The 16,379-nt window shown below is 44.3% G+C and carries 17 protein-coding genes; 4 read left to right on the top strand and 13 right to left on the bottom strand.

Features of this window, described 5'->3' with window-relative positions; all coding sequences use genetic code 11:
- Positions 1–173: 173 nt before the first annotated feature.
- From D9A03_RS12225 to D9A03_RS12205, 4 genes are all read right to left on the bottom strand, one after another.
- Positions 174–977, bottom strand: coding sequence for a hypothetical protein (locus D9A03_RS12225; protein WP_120497454.1), 804 nt, complete (start codon positions 975–977; stop codon positions 174–176).
- A gap of 315 nt (positions 978–1,292) precedes the next feature.
- Entirely contained in the window at positions 1,293–1,877 is a 585-nt protein-coding gene (locus D9A03_RS12215) for a hypothetical protein (protein ID WP_162938124.1), read from the bottom strand.
- Entirely contained in the window at positions 1,855–2,325 is a 471-nt protein-coding gene (locus tag D9A03_RS12210) for a hypothetical protein (protein ID WP_120497451.1), read from the bottom strand. Before D9A03_RS12210 ends, D9A03_RS12215 begins: the two co-directional genes overlap by 23 nt.
- Before the next feature lie 503 nt (positions 2,326–2,828).
- Positions 2,829–3,968, bottom strand: coding sequence for an alpha-hydroxy acid oxidase (locus D9A03_RS12205; protein WP_120497450.1), 1,140 nt, complete (start codon positions 3,966–3,968; stop codon positions 2,829–2,831).
- 133 nt (positions 3,969–4,101) lie between these two features.
- Between D9A03_RS12205 and D9A03_RS12200 the strand changes: the two genes are divergently transcribed.
- Positions 4,102–4,890: an FCD domain-containing protein gene (locus D9A03_RS12200; RefSeq protein WP_120497449.1), complete on the top strand. Its 789-nt coding sequence runs from the start codon at positions 4,102–4,104 to the stop codon at positions 4,888–4,890.
- A gap of 26 nt (positions 4,891–4,916) precedes the next feature.
- Here D9A03_RS12200 and D9A03_RS12195 read toward each other — a convergent pair whose 3' ends face one another.
- The 6 genes from D9A03_RS12195 to D9A03_RS12170 all read right to left on the bottom strand — a co-directional run bounded on the left by D9A03_RS12195 (position 4,917) and on the right by D9A03_RS12170 (position 10,978).
- Complete coding sequence (locus D9A03_RS12195) at positions 4,917–5,447, bottom strand: hypothetical protein (protein WP_120497448.1); 531 nt, start codon at positions 5,445–5,447, stop codon at positions 4,917–4,919.
- 104 nt (positions 5,448–5,551) lie between these two features.
- Positions 5,552–7,078, bottom strand: a complete 1,527-nt coding sequence (locus tag D9A03_RS12190) for an ABC-F family ATP-binding cassette domain-containing protein (RefSeq protein WP_120497447.1) — start codon at positions 7,076–7,078, stop codon at positions 5,552–5,554.
- A gap of 170 nt (positions 7,079–7,248) precedes the next feature.
- Positions 7,249–8,211: an ornithine cyclodeaminase gene (locus tag D9A03_RS12185; RefSeq protein ID WP_120497446.1), complete on the bottom strand. Its 963-nt coding sequence runs from the start codon at positions 8,209–8,211 to the stop codon at positions 7,249–7,251.
- A 4-nt stretch (positions 8,212–8,215) separates the two neighbouring features.
- Positions 8,216–9,340, bottom strand: coding sequence for an aminotransferase class I/II-fold pyridoxal phosphate-dependent enzyme (locus D9A03_RS12180; protein WP_120497445.1), 1,125 nt, complete (start codon positions 9,338–9,340; stop codon positions 8,216–8,218).
- Positions 9,333–10,337, bottom strand: coding sequence for a threonine/serine dehydratase (locus D9A03_RS12175; RefSeq protein WP_120497444.1), 1,005 nt, complete (start codon positions 10,335–10,337; stop codon positions 9,333–9,335). The genes D9A03_RS12180 and D9A03_RS12175 overlap by 8 nt, the downstream gene beginning before the upstream one ends.
- Positions 10,334–10,978, bottom strand: a complete 645-nt coding sequence (locus D9A03_RS12170) for a transcriptional regulator (protein ID WP_120497443.1) — start codon at positions 10,976–10,978, stop codon at positions 10,334–10,336. Before D9A03_RS12170 ends, D9A03_RS12175 begins: the two co-directional genes overlap by 4 nt.
- A gap of 286 nt (positions 10,979–11,264) precedes the next feature.
- Between D9A03_RS12170 and D9A03_RS12165 the strand changes: the two genes are divergently transcribed.
- The gene (locus D9A03_RS12165; RefSeq protein WP_162938123.1) at positions 11,265–11,636 is read left to right on the top strand and encodes a helix-turn-helix domain-containing protein; all 372 of its coding nucleotides are present in this window, start codon (positions 11,265–11,267) and stop codon (positions 11,634–11,636) included.
- A 36-nt stretch (positions 11,637–11,672) separates the two neighbouring features.
- Here D9A03_RS12165 and D9A03_RS12160 read toward each other — a convergent pair whose 3' ends face one another.
- Positions 11,673–12,434: a hypothetical protein gene (locus D9A03_RS12160; protein ID WP_120497441.1), complete on the bottom strand. Its 762-nt coding sequence runs from the start codon at positions 12,432–12,434 to the stop codon at positions 11,673–11,675.
- Positions 12,435–12,654: 220 nt separating this feature from the next.
- Positions 12,655–13,005 (bottom strand): VOC family protein, encoded by a 351-nt coding sequence (locus tag D9A03_RS12155; protein WP_120497440.1) that lies wholly within the window; start codon positions 13,003–13,005, stop codon positions 12,655–12,657.
- Between the two features lie 119 nt (positions 13,006–13,124).
- On the opposite strand from D9A03_RS12155, the gene D9A03_RS12150 reads away from it, so the two are divergent.
- Positions 13,125–14,033: a LysR family transcriptional regulator gene (locus D9A03_RS12150; RefSeq protein ID WP_120497439.1), complete on the top strand. Its 909-nt coding sequence runs from the start codon at positions 13,125–13,127 to the stop codon at positions 14,031–14,033.
- A 653-nt stretch (positions 14,034–14,686) separates the two neighbouring features.
- Positions 14,687–15,265 (top strand): DUF6151 family protein, encoded by a 579-nt coding sequence (locus D9A03_RS12145; RefSeq protein ID WP_120497438.1) that lies wholly within the window; start codon positions 14,687–14,689, stop codon positions 15,263–15,265.
- A gap of 462 nt (positions 15,266–15,727) precedes the next feature.
- On the opposite strand, the gene D9A03_RS12140 is transcribed toward D9A03_RS12145, so the two are convergent.
- A complete protein-coding gene (locus D9A03_RS12140) occupies positions 15,728–16,243 on the bottom strand; it encodes a DUF1499 domain-containing protein (RefSeq protein ID WP_162938122.1) in 516 nt (171 codons plus the stop codon).
- Positions 16,244–16,379 lie beyond the last annotated feature (136 nt).

Raw genomic sequence — 16,379 nt, 5'->3', positions numbered from 1 at the left:
TGAAACGAATTATTCAGGAGAAATTTGAATTAAGATCAAGCACAAGGCTGTACTCTGTTTCACACTCTTAGCCTCTTGAGAGGCGCGAATGAATAAAGTACTGTAAAAAAAAGAGGCTTTAGCATCCGCGCCCACATATAATTGTTACCAATTTTTAGTCGGCAATCTTAAAATCAACCAAAGAACGGTGATTTTTCATAGGCACCGGGAATAATCCGGAAATATTCAACTAGTGCCCTGTTCAAACGAGGGTTAACAGTATTACTAATGCTAACAAGTTCACCACCAGCTAAACCAGAAGAACCTTCAACAAGTTTATCATCAGAAGAATAATCATCAAAAACAGTTACATTGTTCCCAATCACAGTCTCTGATACTTCCTTAGGATCAGTGAAAGCCCAGTTATTTACAGCAACAATTCTGGCCGTAAAGGCCACTTTAAACAAATCACCTCGGGAAAATCTTTCATTTACAGTAAAGTACCGGACCGTAACTTCTTCATCCCGTGCAATCTGATTCAATCTTTTAGTTTCAGCAGCATTTTTAGAAACATTTTTCTTATGTTCATCAGGTTCCGGCATACTGTAAAAATCAGTTTTCCCGTTTTGAATCTCACCATATACAGTGTGTTGGTGGTCAAAATTATTTTCTGCCGGATAGGCGTAATCATTCGGTTGACTATTAACAATCTGATGTTTAAATAGCCTCTCTGCCGTACTGAAATAAGCCTTATACCCAGATGTAGAAGCAAGTGACTCTGGCACATACCCATCATCAAAGAAACTTGTATCAACACCGTCTATGCTTGTAACAGCTTTGGAACCTGGTTTAATTTCAAAACGCTTCAAGTTAACACCACTTGTTGCGGTTCCAATAAAACCATTAAACCGGTCAATCGCCTCACCCAGAGCTTTACGGTTAGCTTTATTTCGTTGATTCTTCCCTGTATTGTGTGCAATCTGGACTTCTGATATCAAATCAGCAAGTTTTTCTCTTTCCTCCTGTAATCGCTTGATATTATCCTGATATCGTCCTGCTGGTACACCAGAATGACGAGTACTTTGAACTCTCAGGCGATCCAGAGAAAATTGTGCCCTCTCAATAGCATCATCAATCTCACCAATTGTTTTGGTATCATTGAGAATATTTTTGTTAATTTTCTTTGTCTGTTGAAAGGCTTTATGAGACCGGAAAGCTTTTCGAAAGATACTCGCACCTCTAATTGTTTTAAAAATGTTTTTGGCTGCACCACCATATCCACTAAATCCGTCAAGGACTTGAGTAACAAGTTTTTATGTATCCTCAAATTGCTTGGTTTCAGCACTGTCGATAAGGGCCTTTTCACTCAACTGAAGAGTGTTATTGACCTTTGCATACCACCCTGAAAGGGCTTCTGTAATATTGGTTTCGATCACATCAACTGACTGTAGTTGTGTTCGCTTTGGCAATTCAATCTCAAGAGTGTTTTTTAGATTGTCTGCTGTTACCCCAGTGTTTAGGGCATTGACCTTTTTATTCAGAAAATCCTTGAGCAAACCTTGAAGCGTTTTGCCTTCTTTTTTGATGTATTGAAGTAAGTTATTGAGATCCTTTTGTGCCTTTTCAGGATCATTACCGCTACTTGTTGCCCCCGGAACGCCCTGAAGGATCGGCACACCCAGTTTTACAAAATCAGCAAGCGCGCCAGCTGCTGCAGATCTATTATTATTTCGTGCATCTTCTACAGCATCCAAAACTCGATCAACCGTTTCGGACGATGCAGTCCCATCCAATAATTCTCGCGCAACATTTTCACTTTCTTGCTGACTGACCAGGCTACCAATATGTGCGCCTAAATTATTATTTGTAACAACTTTATAAATTATTATTTGTAACAACTTTATAATGATCAACCTGATCTTCAGACATGTTTACACGAATAATGAAAATCTCATTTTTCACAATACTGACGACAGGAAGAAAATCGTAATCTCCATTATGTTCGGCAGGCAAAAGTTCCAGGTCATAATTCCCATCTGAAGAATTATCTGCAGCAGGATTAAAAGACATCTTGAAATCAGAAGCCTGTGGATTGTTAACCTCAAAAGAAATTCTGCCATCATTACCTGTCATTGCTGTAAAAAATATTTGACCATTTGCACGACCATCTTTATCACGCTGGTCAGCAGGAAGGTGTCCTTGATCGGAAATATCACGGTCTTCAATTAAACGATTTCCACCAGGTTCCTGAATAATTATCTTAACACCCTTTTGAACATTTGTTCCTTGAATATTACTCCCATGAAGAGCAATTTTTACCGGGGAATTTTTAGAATTAGTATTCATATCAATTTACTTCTTTCATAAAATTAATATTTGCGCTTATTTTTCAAATAATTAAAAAATAAAAATTTATTACGCAAATACAAAACAGTTTAGCAAACGAACGACAAATATTCTTCTCTGTTGCTCAAAATGCAATTATGAAGAGCAGTAAAACAAAACAAGATGGAACCGTTTTTTGCCACAGCGAATTCATCTTTTTAGATCATGAAAAATAAGTCTGGCACCTGATTTCCCTGACGTTTATGACCAACAAGAATGTAATAAAAAAAAATCACTAAAACCCATGGATATCTATTTAATCGAAATATACATCACTTAAATTCAATCAAAATTACTGAATAAACTCCGCAAAAATGAACAAATTGCATCACAGCCATTTAGAACTGAACCTCCTTCGCCTAAAGCCAAAGGGTTCACCTTAATAAGCACCTGTGGCACAAAATTATATCTTTATCCGGCTGAAGTCAGAGGATTTAAACCAATATGTGGAAACTGAAAATATATTACTGCTGTCTCAAAATGGAGCGATCTACATCCTTGATATCACGCTTGCCGCACAGGGCCATGGTGATGTCCATTTCATTGCGGATAATTTCCAATGATTTGGTCACGCCTTTCTTGCCCATCGCCCCAAGACCATAAAGGAAAGGCCGCCCGATATAGGTCCCCTTTGCGCCGAGGGCAACAGCTTTCAGTACGTCTTGCCCGGATCGAATACCGCCATCCATATGGACTTCGATCTTATCGCCGACGGCCTTGACGATTTCCGGCAAGGCTTCGATAGACGAAATCGCCCCGTCCAATTGACGGCCACCATGGTTCGAAACGATGATCGCATCGGCGCCGGTTTTCAGGGACATTCTGGCATCTTCAGGATCAAGAATGCCTTTCAGGATCAATTTTCCCCCCCAACGTTCCTTGATCCACGCCACATCATCCCATGACAGCTTGGGGTCAAACTGTTCAGCGGTCCAGGACGACAGAGAGCTGAGATCTTCGATCCCCTGTGCATGACCAATGATATTGCCAAAGGTACGGTTTTTTGTGCCCAACATCCCAAGACACCAGCCCGGTCGTGTTACCATCTGCCAGATATGATGGGGTGTAAACTTGGGCGGTGTGGAAAGGCCATTGCGCAGGTCTTTGTGGCGTTGTCCCAGAATTTGTAGATCAAGGGTCAGAACCAGTGCAGAACAGCCCGCAGCCTTCGCGCGATCAATCAGGCGTCCGGCAAAATCCTTGTCCCGCATGACATAAAGCTGGAACCAAAACGGTTTGCTTGTTTTCTCGGCAACGACCTCAATGGAACAGACTGACATGGTGGACAGGGTAAAGGGCACACCTGCCTCTTCACAGGCCTGAGCGGCCAGAATTTCGCCATCTGCACGTTGCATCCCCGTCAAGCCAGTCGGGGCAATCGCAACAGGCATGGAAACATCTTGCCCCACCATCTGACTGGCGAGGGTTCTGTTCGTCATATCCACCGCAACCCGTTGGCGGAACTTGATTTTCTGAAAATCACTCTCGTTGGCACGATAGGTTCCCTCGGTCCAGGACCCGGAATCTGCATAGTCGAAAAACATCTTTGGCACACGACGTTGGGCCAGCTTTTTCAGATCGGCAATTTCCAGAACCTGTGCCATGACACGCTTTCCTTATTTTGAGATATTCTTCACGAATAGATGAAATATTGACATATTGGATAAATAATTTTACCAATAATGTAAAGTGGTAAAAAATTATTACCATTACCTCAACAATAATCATTCGAGTAAGATGGCGCTTAAGAAAATTCGTTCTGAAAAACTATCAGATACAGTCGCAAAGCAGCTGGAAAATTATATTCTGGATGGAATTTTGCCGCCGGGTGAATACCTGCCAGCAGAACGTGACCTTGCTCAACAACTTGACGTTTCCCGTCCCTCTTTGCGAGAAGCCTTGCAAAAACTGGAAGCTCAGGGTTTGTTGGAAACTCATCAAGGCGGTGGGACGCTGGTCAAAAATTTCCTGGGTCCCTCCCTTACCAATCCTTTAACGGCAATCTTTCAAAACCATCCCGATACCGTAAATGACTTTATGGAATTTCGCGCCATTTCCGAAGGCAATGCCGCCTACTATGCCGCCCAACGCGCAACAGAAGCTGATCGGAAAATACTAACCGCCTGTATAACCGACATGGATGCCGCCCATGAAAAAGGTGACTTGGAGCTGGAAGCCAGCATCGACGCAGACTTTCACATGAACATTGCCGAAGCCGCACACAACGTTGTGCTCCTTCACGTCATCCGTTCACTGGTAGAAGTTCTTAAAAAGGGTGTCTTCCTGAGCCGAAAACAACTTTACACCCATCAGGGATCACGAGATCGCTTGCTTGCTCAACATCATGCCATTTACGACGCCGTAATTGCAGGAAAACCCGACGAAGCCCGCCGGGCCTCACAAGACCATCTTGCCTACGTGCAACAGGCCATTCGCGATTTAGAGCGTGAAGACCATCGTATTGAAGTCTCAAAGCGCCGCCTGGAACGCTTTATGATCAAACAACAGAAGCGTAACAAAAGTTAGATAGCCTCCACCTTTTCCCAGTGCCCCTATTCCACTTCCAGGCTATTGATAAGCTGGTCAAATCCCTGTTGAACCAGATCTTTATCCTCATCGGATACCTGGGTGAAAATAACAACAGAGTCTGAATTTGCCATCATTTCATAAAAATCTGATGTATGAGGTACTTCAACACTGGCCAGTGTTATTGCAAACTGATTGCGAATGGCCTTGATAATGTTCTCTCTATTATCCGGGGTAAATTCAAAAACTTCCCCCCTGTTTCGTGATCCCACAGGCAACTCGGCATTAAAGTTTTCAATGATCAAATCAACATAGTCTTCAAGCTCGATCCTGACGCTATTATAAAATACCGAAACGCCGACAACGGCATCCCCCGATGATTCGATACTGATATAGCGAAACCCTTCTTCTGCCGTATCATCCGTGACCTTCCAGTTTCCGGGCATCGTAAAACTAACGCCATCTTTGGCATAGGCTTGACTGTTTGAAAGATCGGCCTGTTCTTCACAGGCAAACAGAACAAAAGCCAATAATAGCGCACAAATATTTTTCCACATATGCGTAATTCTCTTTATCAAAACTATTGAAACAAAATAGTAGATCAGTGAATGCCCCTTCATAAACACTCGCTGATTTCCCCTAACGACCTAACTATACGACGTCACGCCGAAAGCAGCTCCCCCAACGAAGCAGCAAAAAAATCTTCCGGATCTTCAACTTCTTTCAAGCGCTTGTTTTCAATTAACCAGTATCTGGTGCCGGTATTTCTCACAAAGGCTCTGTCATGGCTTACCAGAAGACAGCTGGCATTATGGGCCTGCAACTCTTCTTCCAAAGCTTCCTGCCCCTCAATATCCAAATGGTTTGTTGGCTCATCCAACAGATAAAAATTTGGATTACGCAGTCTTAGATCCAGCATCGCCAGACGGGATTTTTGCCCGCCGGACAGCGCACCGATGGGCTTGCTTTGCATATCCAGATTAATGCCCGCCCCGGCCAGCAACGCAATGGCGCGCTGATCACCGACATCAAAGCGTTCCGTGATGACTTCTGTTGGCGTCGCCCGATCATCCAGTTGAGACAAGGCCTGATCGGAATAGCCCATGATAACGCTTGGGGTGGATTTGATCGTCGAGTGTTCCCCCATAACCGCCTGTTGCACCATACGGATCAACTGGGTTTTCCCGGTTCCGTTACGCCCGAGCAGGACAATACGATCACCTCGCTTGATCCAAAGCGGCGGTATCTTGAACAACACTTTCCCATCGGGGGCTGTCACCCCTCCTTCTTCCAGTGTGATCAAAGCCTTGGCATGGGTATCTGAATTAACAAGTTTGATTGCCCCCGCTGACTTGTCCTTATAAGCCGCCTGGGATTGCTGCTCGATTTTGTCCGCACGTTCTTTGAGCTGTTTGGTTTTGGTCACAAGCAGATCACTGCCCGAATTGATCCCAATATTTTTCAGCTTGGCGGCCTGGCGACGAAGCTGTTGTGCCTTGCGAGCATCATTTTCAAACTGACGCTCTTTTGTTGCATCACTTTCATCCAAAGCCGCCCGCGCCTGACTATAGGACAGAGCAAAGCTTTGCGACTGATCTTCCCGCAGGAAAAGCGTTCGATTGGTCACGGCATCCAGAAACGCACGATCATGGCTGGCAACAAATATCGGCGTATCCCGCGCCACAGTCCCCAACCAGTTCTGAAGAAATCCAATACGCGAGAGATCAAGATGGTTGGTTGGCTCATCCATTAACAACAGATCAGGTTCACCCACCCACACACGGGCAAGCAACATGACACGTTGCCAACCACCAGACAGCTCACAGACCAAACGACTGTGTAGCTCTATCGGAACCGCAAGATCATCCAGCACAACGTCAACGCGCCAGCTTTCGTATTCCGCCTGCTCTGCGGGCAAAGCCGATAGCACCGCATCATAGAGGCTTTGTTCCATAAGGTCGCCCGGAACATTTTGTTCCACGTAGCCAACCTTAAGCCCCCGTGCACGGGTGATATCACCTTCGGTCGGCTCCATCCCCCCGGCAAGACAACTCAGCAGGGTCGATTTTCCACGCCCATTGGCAGCGACCAGACCAATATGATCACCTTTGTTAATAGAAAAGTTCAGGTTTGTGAAAAGCGGCATACCAAGGGTAATGCCCAGATCTTTGGCATTTAGAAGTGTCATAACTGTCTCAAGAAGCGCAACAGAATAGAATTGTAGCACTACCTTACAACATAAGCCCTTCGCCCGTGAGATAGCCATAAAAGACTGGGAAAGGTAGAATTATTCGGAGAGCATGCAACCTAAACAACAAGTTTTCAAGTGTTTAATATACTTGCAACTTAAATCCGGGCTTAACAAGCCCTCTTCCGCTCCCAAACCAATGATGCCACCGCGATATCCTGTGCGGCGATGCCCGTCAGGTCGGCGATCGTTATATCATCAGCATTCAAGCGCCCCGGTTTCTCCCCGGCCACGACAAGCCCCAACGAAATCGCCCGATCTTGCGAGACTAAACCGTTACGCACCGCATGCCCCAGATCGCCGTGATGGACACATTGGGCAAGGTCATCGACCATAATGACCGCAGCCTGCTCGAACAACGCCGCATCCACTTCCTGTTTACCCGGATTGTCTGTTCCCATGGCAACGATATGAGTGCCCGGGTGCACCTCGTCTTTTAAAACCAAAGCCTTTGGTGACGGGGTTGTTGTAATGACCAGATTGCATTGGCACAGAAGATCTCTTACTTCTGGCGCTGTGTTGACGTCATAGCCCTGTGCTGTCATGTCCTTGACGTATTTCGTTACCTGTTCGGGATTGCGGCCATAAACCACAATAGATTTCAAACCCAACAAACGACAGGTCCAGTGTGCCTGTAACCGCGCCTGTTCCCCTGTGCCAATAATCCCCACTGCATTGACTTTATCCGGGGCTCCGGCCTGTGCCGCCAAAGCACCTGCCGCTGCGGTGCGAATATCCGTGAGCCAGCCTTTATCATCAAGCACACAGACGGGCGCACCCGTTTGCGCACTAAGAACCAGCATCATGCCGCTATTGGGGGATAGACCAAGCTTGCCGTTATCCCGAAAACCACTCGCGACCTTTACCACAAAAGTATCGGCTCCTCTTTGATGGCCATACTTGATATGGCATTCACCCACTGCCGGATTATCAAGCTGTAGAATACCCGGTGGCGGCGAATTCACGTCCCCGCGCCCATGAGAAATAAGAGCTTCTTTTACCGCTGAGAGGATATCATCGTCACTCAAACAAGCTCTAATTTCATCCAGTGTTATGATCGGTAATGTGTTCATGTGTTCATGTGTTACTCTTGAGATAAGCACGGAAAGCAGCAAGCCCCTCATCGATGTTTTTGCGGCCAAAGCCAATCCGAAAGCGATTCCAGGTGACAGGTAATAGATCAGATTTATAAATCCGCGGGGGCAACAGCAACACGCCGGATTTATTGATCAGGTCTTCACAAAAATCATCCGTCGTTCCCTTGCCTTTATAAACCGGAAAGCCAACACAGCCCCCATCGGGCACTTGCCACTCAAACAGATCCGGAAACTCAGCAAAAAATGCCGTCAACTTGCCCGCATTCTCTTTCACCAGTTTGCGATTGTTAGCGAGTATTTGTTCGCGCGCTCGCAGAGCGATGATGGACAACCACTCGCTCGGCCCGGAATTACAAATGGACAGGTAATGCTTGTAACATTCCATCCTTTTCAAAAGATCCCGGTCCTGACAGGCAATCCAGCCAATACGCAATCCCGGCAGGCCATAGGCCTTTGACATCACATTCAACGACAGCGCCTTTTCATAAACATCTGCGGCCTGTGGCAAGCGCAAAACTTCATCTCGTTCAATGCCTCGATACACTTCATCACTGAACAGGTAAATGTTGTGGGCACGGCAAAGTTCAATCAGACGACCAAAAGAGTTCCGTTTTAAGATTGCGCCTGTAGGGTTATTGGGAAAGTTGATGGAAATCAGTTTTGTATTGGGTCGGATTGCGCTTTCCAGAGCATCCATATCCAGCGACCAGTTATCATCCGGATCAAGAGGAACACCTGTCACTTCGCAGATATCAAGGGGAATTGTTTCCGCCGCCTGATAGTTAGGTACCACAACAATGGCATGATCCCCAGGTTTCAACAGAACCCGCATAGCCACGTATACACCCTCCTCAGCGCCCGCAAAACACAGGATATCTTCCGACACCAGCCCCTTATAACTATTGGCAATTTCTTGTCGTAACAACGGATGCCCAAAGGTTTCTGTATAGCCCAGCGGCAAGTCATAAAACGTCGCACGATCTTTTTCGCTTGCCATCGCCAAAAGCTCATTGATGGTCATGCTCTGAATATCAGATGCCGTCATGTGATATCTGGCTTTGAACTCCCAGTCAGAAAAGAAGGTTTCCAGTGAGAAATTACGCATTCGCCTTCTCTTCCTCGGTTGTGCTGATCACATCGCAAAATGTCTCATAACCGATATTACGCCCGCATATCACCACCGCGATCTTCTTCCCCTGATAATCTCGCCCGGTTTTAAGGGCCGCAGCCACCGCAACACCTGCGGAACCCTCAATAATAAACCGTTCATTGGCCGCAACATCGCGCATGGCCTGTGCGATTTCGTCCTCGCTCACCAAAACATGGCGATCAATGACTTTCTGACAGATGGGGAAGGTAATGGTTCCCTCTTCAACGCCACCTGCGGATCCGTCAGCAAGGGTATCTGCCTCCCACGCGTCATAGATTTCGCCCTTTTCCAGACAGTAGTGCATTGATGCCGCATTTTCAGCCCAGCACCCGATGATATCCACATCTGGCAAACACGATTTGAGGTAACTTCCCACACCGGAAATAAGCCCGCCACCGCCAACACAGATATAAACAGCAGCAATATCAGGGCACTGTGCAGTAAGCTCCAGACCGATTGTGCCCTGCCCGGCAATGACATCAAGGTCTGCATAGGCAGAAACATAGGTAATGCCCTGTTCTGTCGCAGCAGCTCGCGCCGTACGCTCACTATCCACACAGGTCCCTTCAACCAAAACGGTTTTCGCCCCCATTCGAGTAATGTTCCCATGCTTTAAAGGCGAAACTGTATCAGGTAAATAAATAGTGGCCTCGACATTTCCGACACTGGCAGCCTGGGCAGTTGCCATTCCGTGATTTCCTGTCGATGCCGTTGTTATCCCCTTTTCACGTTGTTCTTGAGACAGGGTTAAAACCTTGTTCATCGCCCCGCGCATTTTGAAGGAACCGGTACGCTGTAAATGCTCGCCCTTGAGCAAAAAGGTCGCCCCTGTTTGATCGCTAAAGGACGGCGCTTCATCCAGTGGTGTTTCCCGCACACCGCCATCCACAGCTTTAATCCGCTGATTAGCCACAACAATTTCCTCGACCAGATTACGATCATTTATGATCATGCCGATCCCCTTTGCTCTTTTAAATATTTGTAAACCGTCGCACGACCAAGCCCCAGACAACGGGCCACATAGTTAGCTGATCCCTGACCCTGAAAAGCTCCTTTGGCTTCCAAAGCGATAACCAGATTACGCTTTTCGCTTCGTCCAAGCACCTGCAGGCTCAATCCCTTTCCCTGCAACCATTCCTGAATAAAAACATTGATCCGCTCATGCCAGTCATCACGAAAGATTTCCGCAATCTTATCGCTTTTTTCTCCGCTATTTTCTTCTGGTTCATGTCCTTCTTCCGGTGCCGCCAGCATCATGCCCAGAACCTGATACATCCGGTTCATATCTGACATATCCAGGTTTATACAGATCATGGCTTCTGCCTGACCGATATTATTCCGCATGACCACACTGATGGATTTCAGGATCTTGCCATCCCAGTTCACCTTGCGATAAGGGCCAAGCACGCGATCACCATCGGCAAACTCTACCTCGTCCATATGGGACGGTGACCCGATTTCCCGGTTGGAATAGTTGTTCGCCAGATAAACAATCTCTTGGCGTTGTAAATCATGTATGACGACTTCAGCATGGGAATGCATTAAGGCCGCAACTCCGTCTGCCATCGATTTATAGTTATCAAAGTTTTCCATACTTAGACGTTTAGTCTATATTAAGAACATATGTCCACATATATTTCACAAACCCTGTTTCATTGACATCCAATGCAAGAAAAACAAACTCCCAGTTCCTGGTAACTGAAATTTTAAGTTGTTTATCTTATAAATGAAAAATATACTCAACCATGCATTGTTATGTGAAAGCCTCATGATAACAATCCGTCGGCTCAACCTTCGGCTTCATCAATTCGTTTTACCACTGATCACTCTGACTGATAGATAGTCACTGGAGGTTGACAGATGACCGTTGGGATTTTACGTGCCGATTATAAATAATATCCACACAAACAATGTCACTATCGGTGTTAATATTCGCTACACGCGACTGTTAAAGAACATATCCATATCAGATCTCGCACACAAAGTTGGTGTAAAGGTTTACTATATACAACGATGTGAAGCCGGTGAGACCGAAATTCCTCCCCCTCTTTTACAAGACATCGCCAATGTCCTTGGCGTCACAATTGCTACATTTATAAACACAACAAAACGCGTTCCGACCAGCAAAGAGAGTTATCTTTCAAAAGCACTCAAAGCAATTAATGAACTAGAAGATTCTATTATTCAGAACCAAGATGACAAAGAATACACGCTAATCGACACGGATAATTCAAATTCCCGATTGGATTAACCTTTCCTGAAATTTTATAAGCATGGTAGATCAACATTAATCGTTTTTACTAAGCTGTTTAACAATTGCGCCAGTAAAGGTGGTAACGCCTTCTTTCTTGGCGATTTTTTTGTGGTGCGAAAATAATGTATTCACAGAAATGCCAAGCTTTTCGGCCATTGCCGCATTGGAGAGTTCAGGTTGATTAATCTGCAGTTTCAAAATTTTCTGCTGAATAGGAGATAGTTTAATATTTTCCCGACTCAATTGCCGCAACAATGTATGGCCAGGGCAAAGTTGGCGATCCAGTTTATCGGCCGCCAAAGCCAAAACACCGGAATATTTTTGATACAACTCCTCCACAGAGCGATCCGTTGTTAAAATCATTGCTGATTTAAGATTGTTGCGCCCTGAAAAGAGCACAACCCCGTCTTCCATACCAAAGAGCTTCCATAAATTATCTGCAATCTCAGCTTCATTGCGATTGGTTGACATCCCATCTCGCGCTTCAGCAAAGGTATAACTGCGGTTCCATTGACCGGCTACTTTAGCAACGGGGCAAAAACGGTGTACCTTAGAAACATGACTATCTTTCTGATGAATGGCTCTGGCAACTGGGCATGAACGGTAAACTTGCGAAGCGTAATAGAGTTCATGAAATCCTTCAGCAAGATAACCTTCCCAGTTATCCATGACATCTGGATACCAGCGTTGAAAAAACAAACCATTGAACCCTAATGCTAAAACCGTGTCTCTGGTTTGCCAAGGAGTTTCAACATTCAAAATATCTCGTGCAAATTTATGTTCTGATACACTCATCCCCCCCCCCCACAAGCACAATTATTAGGTGTATCATAAATGAAAAGAGTTTAGATATCTACAGATACGAACAAAGGTTCCTCTCCATGCAAATTCACATTAAATTCATATACTTGTGTCCAAAAACATTCATTGTATCCTCTTATAGATATCAGTACTCCCTGCAGGCCAAGTATAATCCAGGCCGCAGGAATAGGATAAATCTAAAAAACAACCAACCTTACCTGTCCGACCAGATCGCAAGTTCATTGCCATTTGGATCTTCAAAATGAAAGCGCTTTCCGCCCGGGAACTCATATATTTCCTGTTTTATAACTCCGCCTGCCTCTTTGACCTTGGCAAGGACCTTATTCAGGTCATCGCTATAGAGGACGACCAACACACCCGGATCTGTAACAGGTCGCTTGCTTTCCCCGTTGAAACCACCTTCAACACCAGCACCGGAAAAGCTGATATAGTCTGGTCCCCAGTTCTGAAACGCCCAGCCAAAGCAAGTTTCATAAAAAAGTTTCGTTCCGGATACATCCCGTAAAGGGAATTCAATATAATTAATATGATTGTTATTGTTCATGGAAAAACATCCTCATTGATCAAGTGTTTTTTTTCATCTCACAATGATTATTATCAAGTTTTATATTTTGGAATAAAGCTGTATATTTGAAAGATATATTCCACATATGGTATAATTTAATGCACTACAATGCGATGGCAATTTTCGTACACGTCGTTCAAGCCAAAAGCTTTACCAAAGCGGCCAAAGAACTTTCACTTCCACTTTCCACACTTAGCCGGAAAATCACAGAGCTTGAGAAATCTCTTGAGACAAAGTTACTTACGCGAACGACGCGCTCGGTTGAATTAACAGATATCGGTAAAATTTATTATCGGCACTGCCAAGAAGGTTTTGCATTATTCAATTTTGCGAATCAAACGCTTCGCCAACATAGATCAACTGAACAGGGCCAACTTCATATATCTGTTCCTCCTAACCTTGCCGAACCATTATTCCTTCCGGTCATTAAAATATTTCAAAACCAGTACAAACAGGCACAAGTAAATGTTTCCATTTCAGAAAGGCTATTAAACTTTAATGATGACAATCTTGATTTATCTTTTCGGGTGGCACCACCTGATAATGACAATCATATTGTCGTTTCACTACTAAAGTATCGCCATATTCTGGTTGCTGCGCCAAGCTATCTGGCCACTAAGTCCTCGATAAAACAACCAAGTGATCTGAAAAAACATTCTCTCATCGGTTTTGGGTTTCATAATAAACCAGAGCTAACCTGGCGATTAAAAAACAACCAAAACACCTATGAACACTCTTTCTCGCCCAACTTTTCAATAAACGATTATATGGGTGTTCTCGAAGCGGCAAAACTTGGGATGGGCATTGCCGAAGCACCCTCAATCTTGTGTTCGGAAAAAATTGACGCAGGAGATCTTGTCAAATTATTACCTTCTTGGCGTTTCCCTGAAATAACACTTTTTGCTGTCCATCAAGGCCCCCAAAGCCTTTCTCGCCTTGCAAGGTTATTTCTAAATCTATGTAAAGATCAATTTCAAATCAGAAGACACGAACTAACCATCAAATAGATTCTTGATATTGCGACCCAACTAAAATCTGAATCACAATATTTCAGCCTTTTAGAAGGTCATTCCCCACGAAAATCCACAATCGCGAGATGCTATGCTGAGCGCCCGCCACACCCTAAATATAGCCCCTTTAAAGCCTTTGATACACAACCACTATTACAGTTATGTGAAATTCTTCTTCTCAAAAGAAGTATTTTCAGGTTATAGTATATGGAAAGTTGTTGACGTGAGTGCGTTACCTGAGTGTTTAACGAAACCACTAGGGGGGGACAACAAGATGACTGATCATATCGGGTATAATAACCTCAAAGATCAAAATGCCATCTCTACCAGCTTTGGCCCATTCAGGCTTCGTTTTTGCTTCCCGTTTTTTCAAAACTTTCCAACAATAATTCTTCCTTTAATTCCTTATCATTTATTGCGTTCCAACGACAAAGTTTTCGGAACTTGCGTTCCTTATATATTTTCACGGCATAAAACCTCCCTACCCTGAGCAAGTACAGTTTGTGTCAACTTGCTAACTTCCCCGGCCTCCCTTAGCCGGGGATTTTTTTGGGAAGTTGATAGCTTTGTTATCTTGAAAGATTATTGTTTCTACTTAATAAGCTGGTACTATCATCCGATAATTGAAATCACATTCCAAAGGCAAGACAATGGCTGATATCGCGCTTGAATGTTCTTGCGGCAAAGTCAAAGGAAAAGCGCATAATATCTCTCCGGCAACAGGGCGGCGTGTGATCTGTTATTGCGAGGATTGTCAAAACTTTGCCAAAAAAATTGGTCGGGCAGATGACATGCTCAACGCTCATGGCGGAACCGATATTTTTCAGATCACGCCTTCCCAAGTGGAAATTACCAAAGGTATGGATCAACTTCGCTATTTGAAGTTATCAGAAAAAGGTATCTATCGCTGGTATACCAATTGTCGCCAAACACCAGCAGGAAACATGGTCGGCCCGCAAATTCCCTTTATCGGCATCGCACATAACTTTATGGCTTGTGGTAATGACAGAGACAAAATTCTGGGACCTGTGCGCTATTCAATTATGGAAAAGGGCGCAAGAAAGCCAGACGATAAAACAAAGACAATGCCGACAGCAGAAAAATCTGCAAACAAATTTCCATTCAGCCTGATCATTAAAATTTTTGTCCGCTTGTTTATTGATAAGATCAGAGGTAAAAACAGACCAAATACCTTTTTCAAACCCGATGGAACACCGATTTCAGAATAGAATCCTGCGAATGTTATTTCTTTTATAGATGACCAAATAGAAATGAAAAACAGCAAGATCAACTACCCTGATTCCTGATCAAACTGGGCCCATTCAAGAAAACTTGTGATTAATTTATTTTCTTCTTTGACCCAATTTATTTTTTTCCCTACGGCGCGCTTTCACAGGAATAGCACAAGGGAACTCTGTTTTTGTGCCCACAAAAATCGGGTTTAAATTCAACAGTAGAGAAATTAATGGTTTTAAAAATATCATCGTGGTCTTCCTTATTATTTTGCCAATCCCAAGCCTTTGTGGTCTGAGCCGCATATGTAAAACCGCGGTTCTCATAAGGCCTCGTAATCTTGCGAGCAAATCACCAAGGAGCACACCCTCGTTTAGAAGTTTCAGTATTTCAGAAAGACTTTAAAATAGACTTAACAGCCAATGATGAATCTCTCCTCGTTCCAAATAGATCGAAAATCAATCTGACATCTGGGAAAGCCAGTTTGTGATCCGCTGTTCATTCACTCCAAAATCGCTTTTCCCATAGTGGGAACGGCTATAAATTGCCAGGGTCGAGGTGGTTGGGCCAAGCGGAATAAAGCGGATCGTAATGCTATCGGGATATCGCATCCATTCCGTTCTTTGAATAAAATCGTATTGCAGATTTTCCCCCTCCACAGTTCCCAATTCCAGAGACGCCTCTATACGCGGCCGTTTTTTGATAAAAGCCAGCCACTCAGCCCTTAGTTCATCGACGGGCGTCTTATAAACCGGACTTTCTTGATGGGCTGATGCCTGGCAAAAATCTTTAGGGCAGAGCAGGAACTGGTTTGGTGTCGCAGCCAGTTCCAGAATTGCAAAATCAATTTGTTTTTCTTCAATTGAACCAAAGGCAACTTCAAGACCACGATCACGTCCAATAAAAGCCATCCCCACCAACACGACAAGGCAAACACCTGCTAAAAGGCCTGTAAATATTTTCAGAAGCACCATGATTGTTTTCCTCATGTTGGCCTGTGTTGGTCGATATTGGTACTACACATAAAATTTTTAAACTGATTTTAAGACTTCTTAAAACAAGAATTGAGTTCTCTTTAACACTTTCTGACTATGCTTATAACTGAAAAGA

The organism is Kiloniella sp. EL199, assembly GCF_900313065.1.
Lineage (GTDB): Bacteria > Pseudomonadota > Alphaproteobacteria > Kiloniellales > Kiloniellaceae > Kiloniella.
Note: the sequence above shows the minus strand (reverse complement) of the source record. Positions and strands in the feature narration are given on the sequence as shown.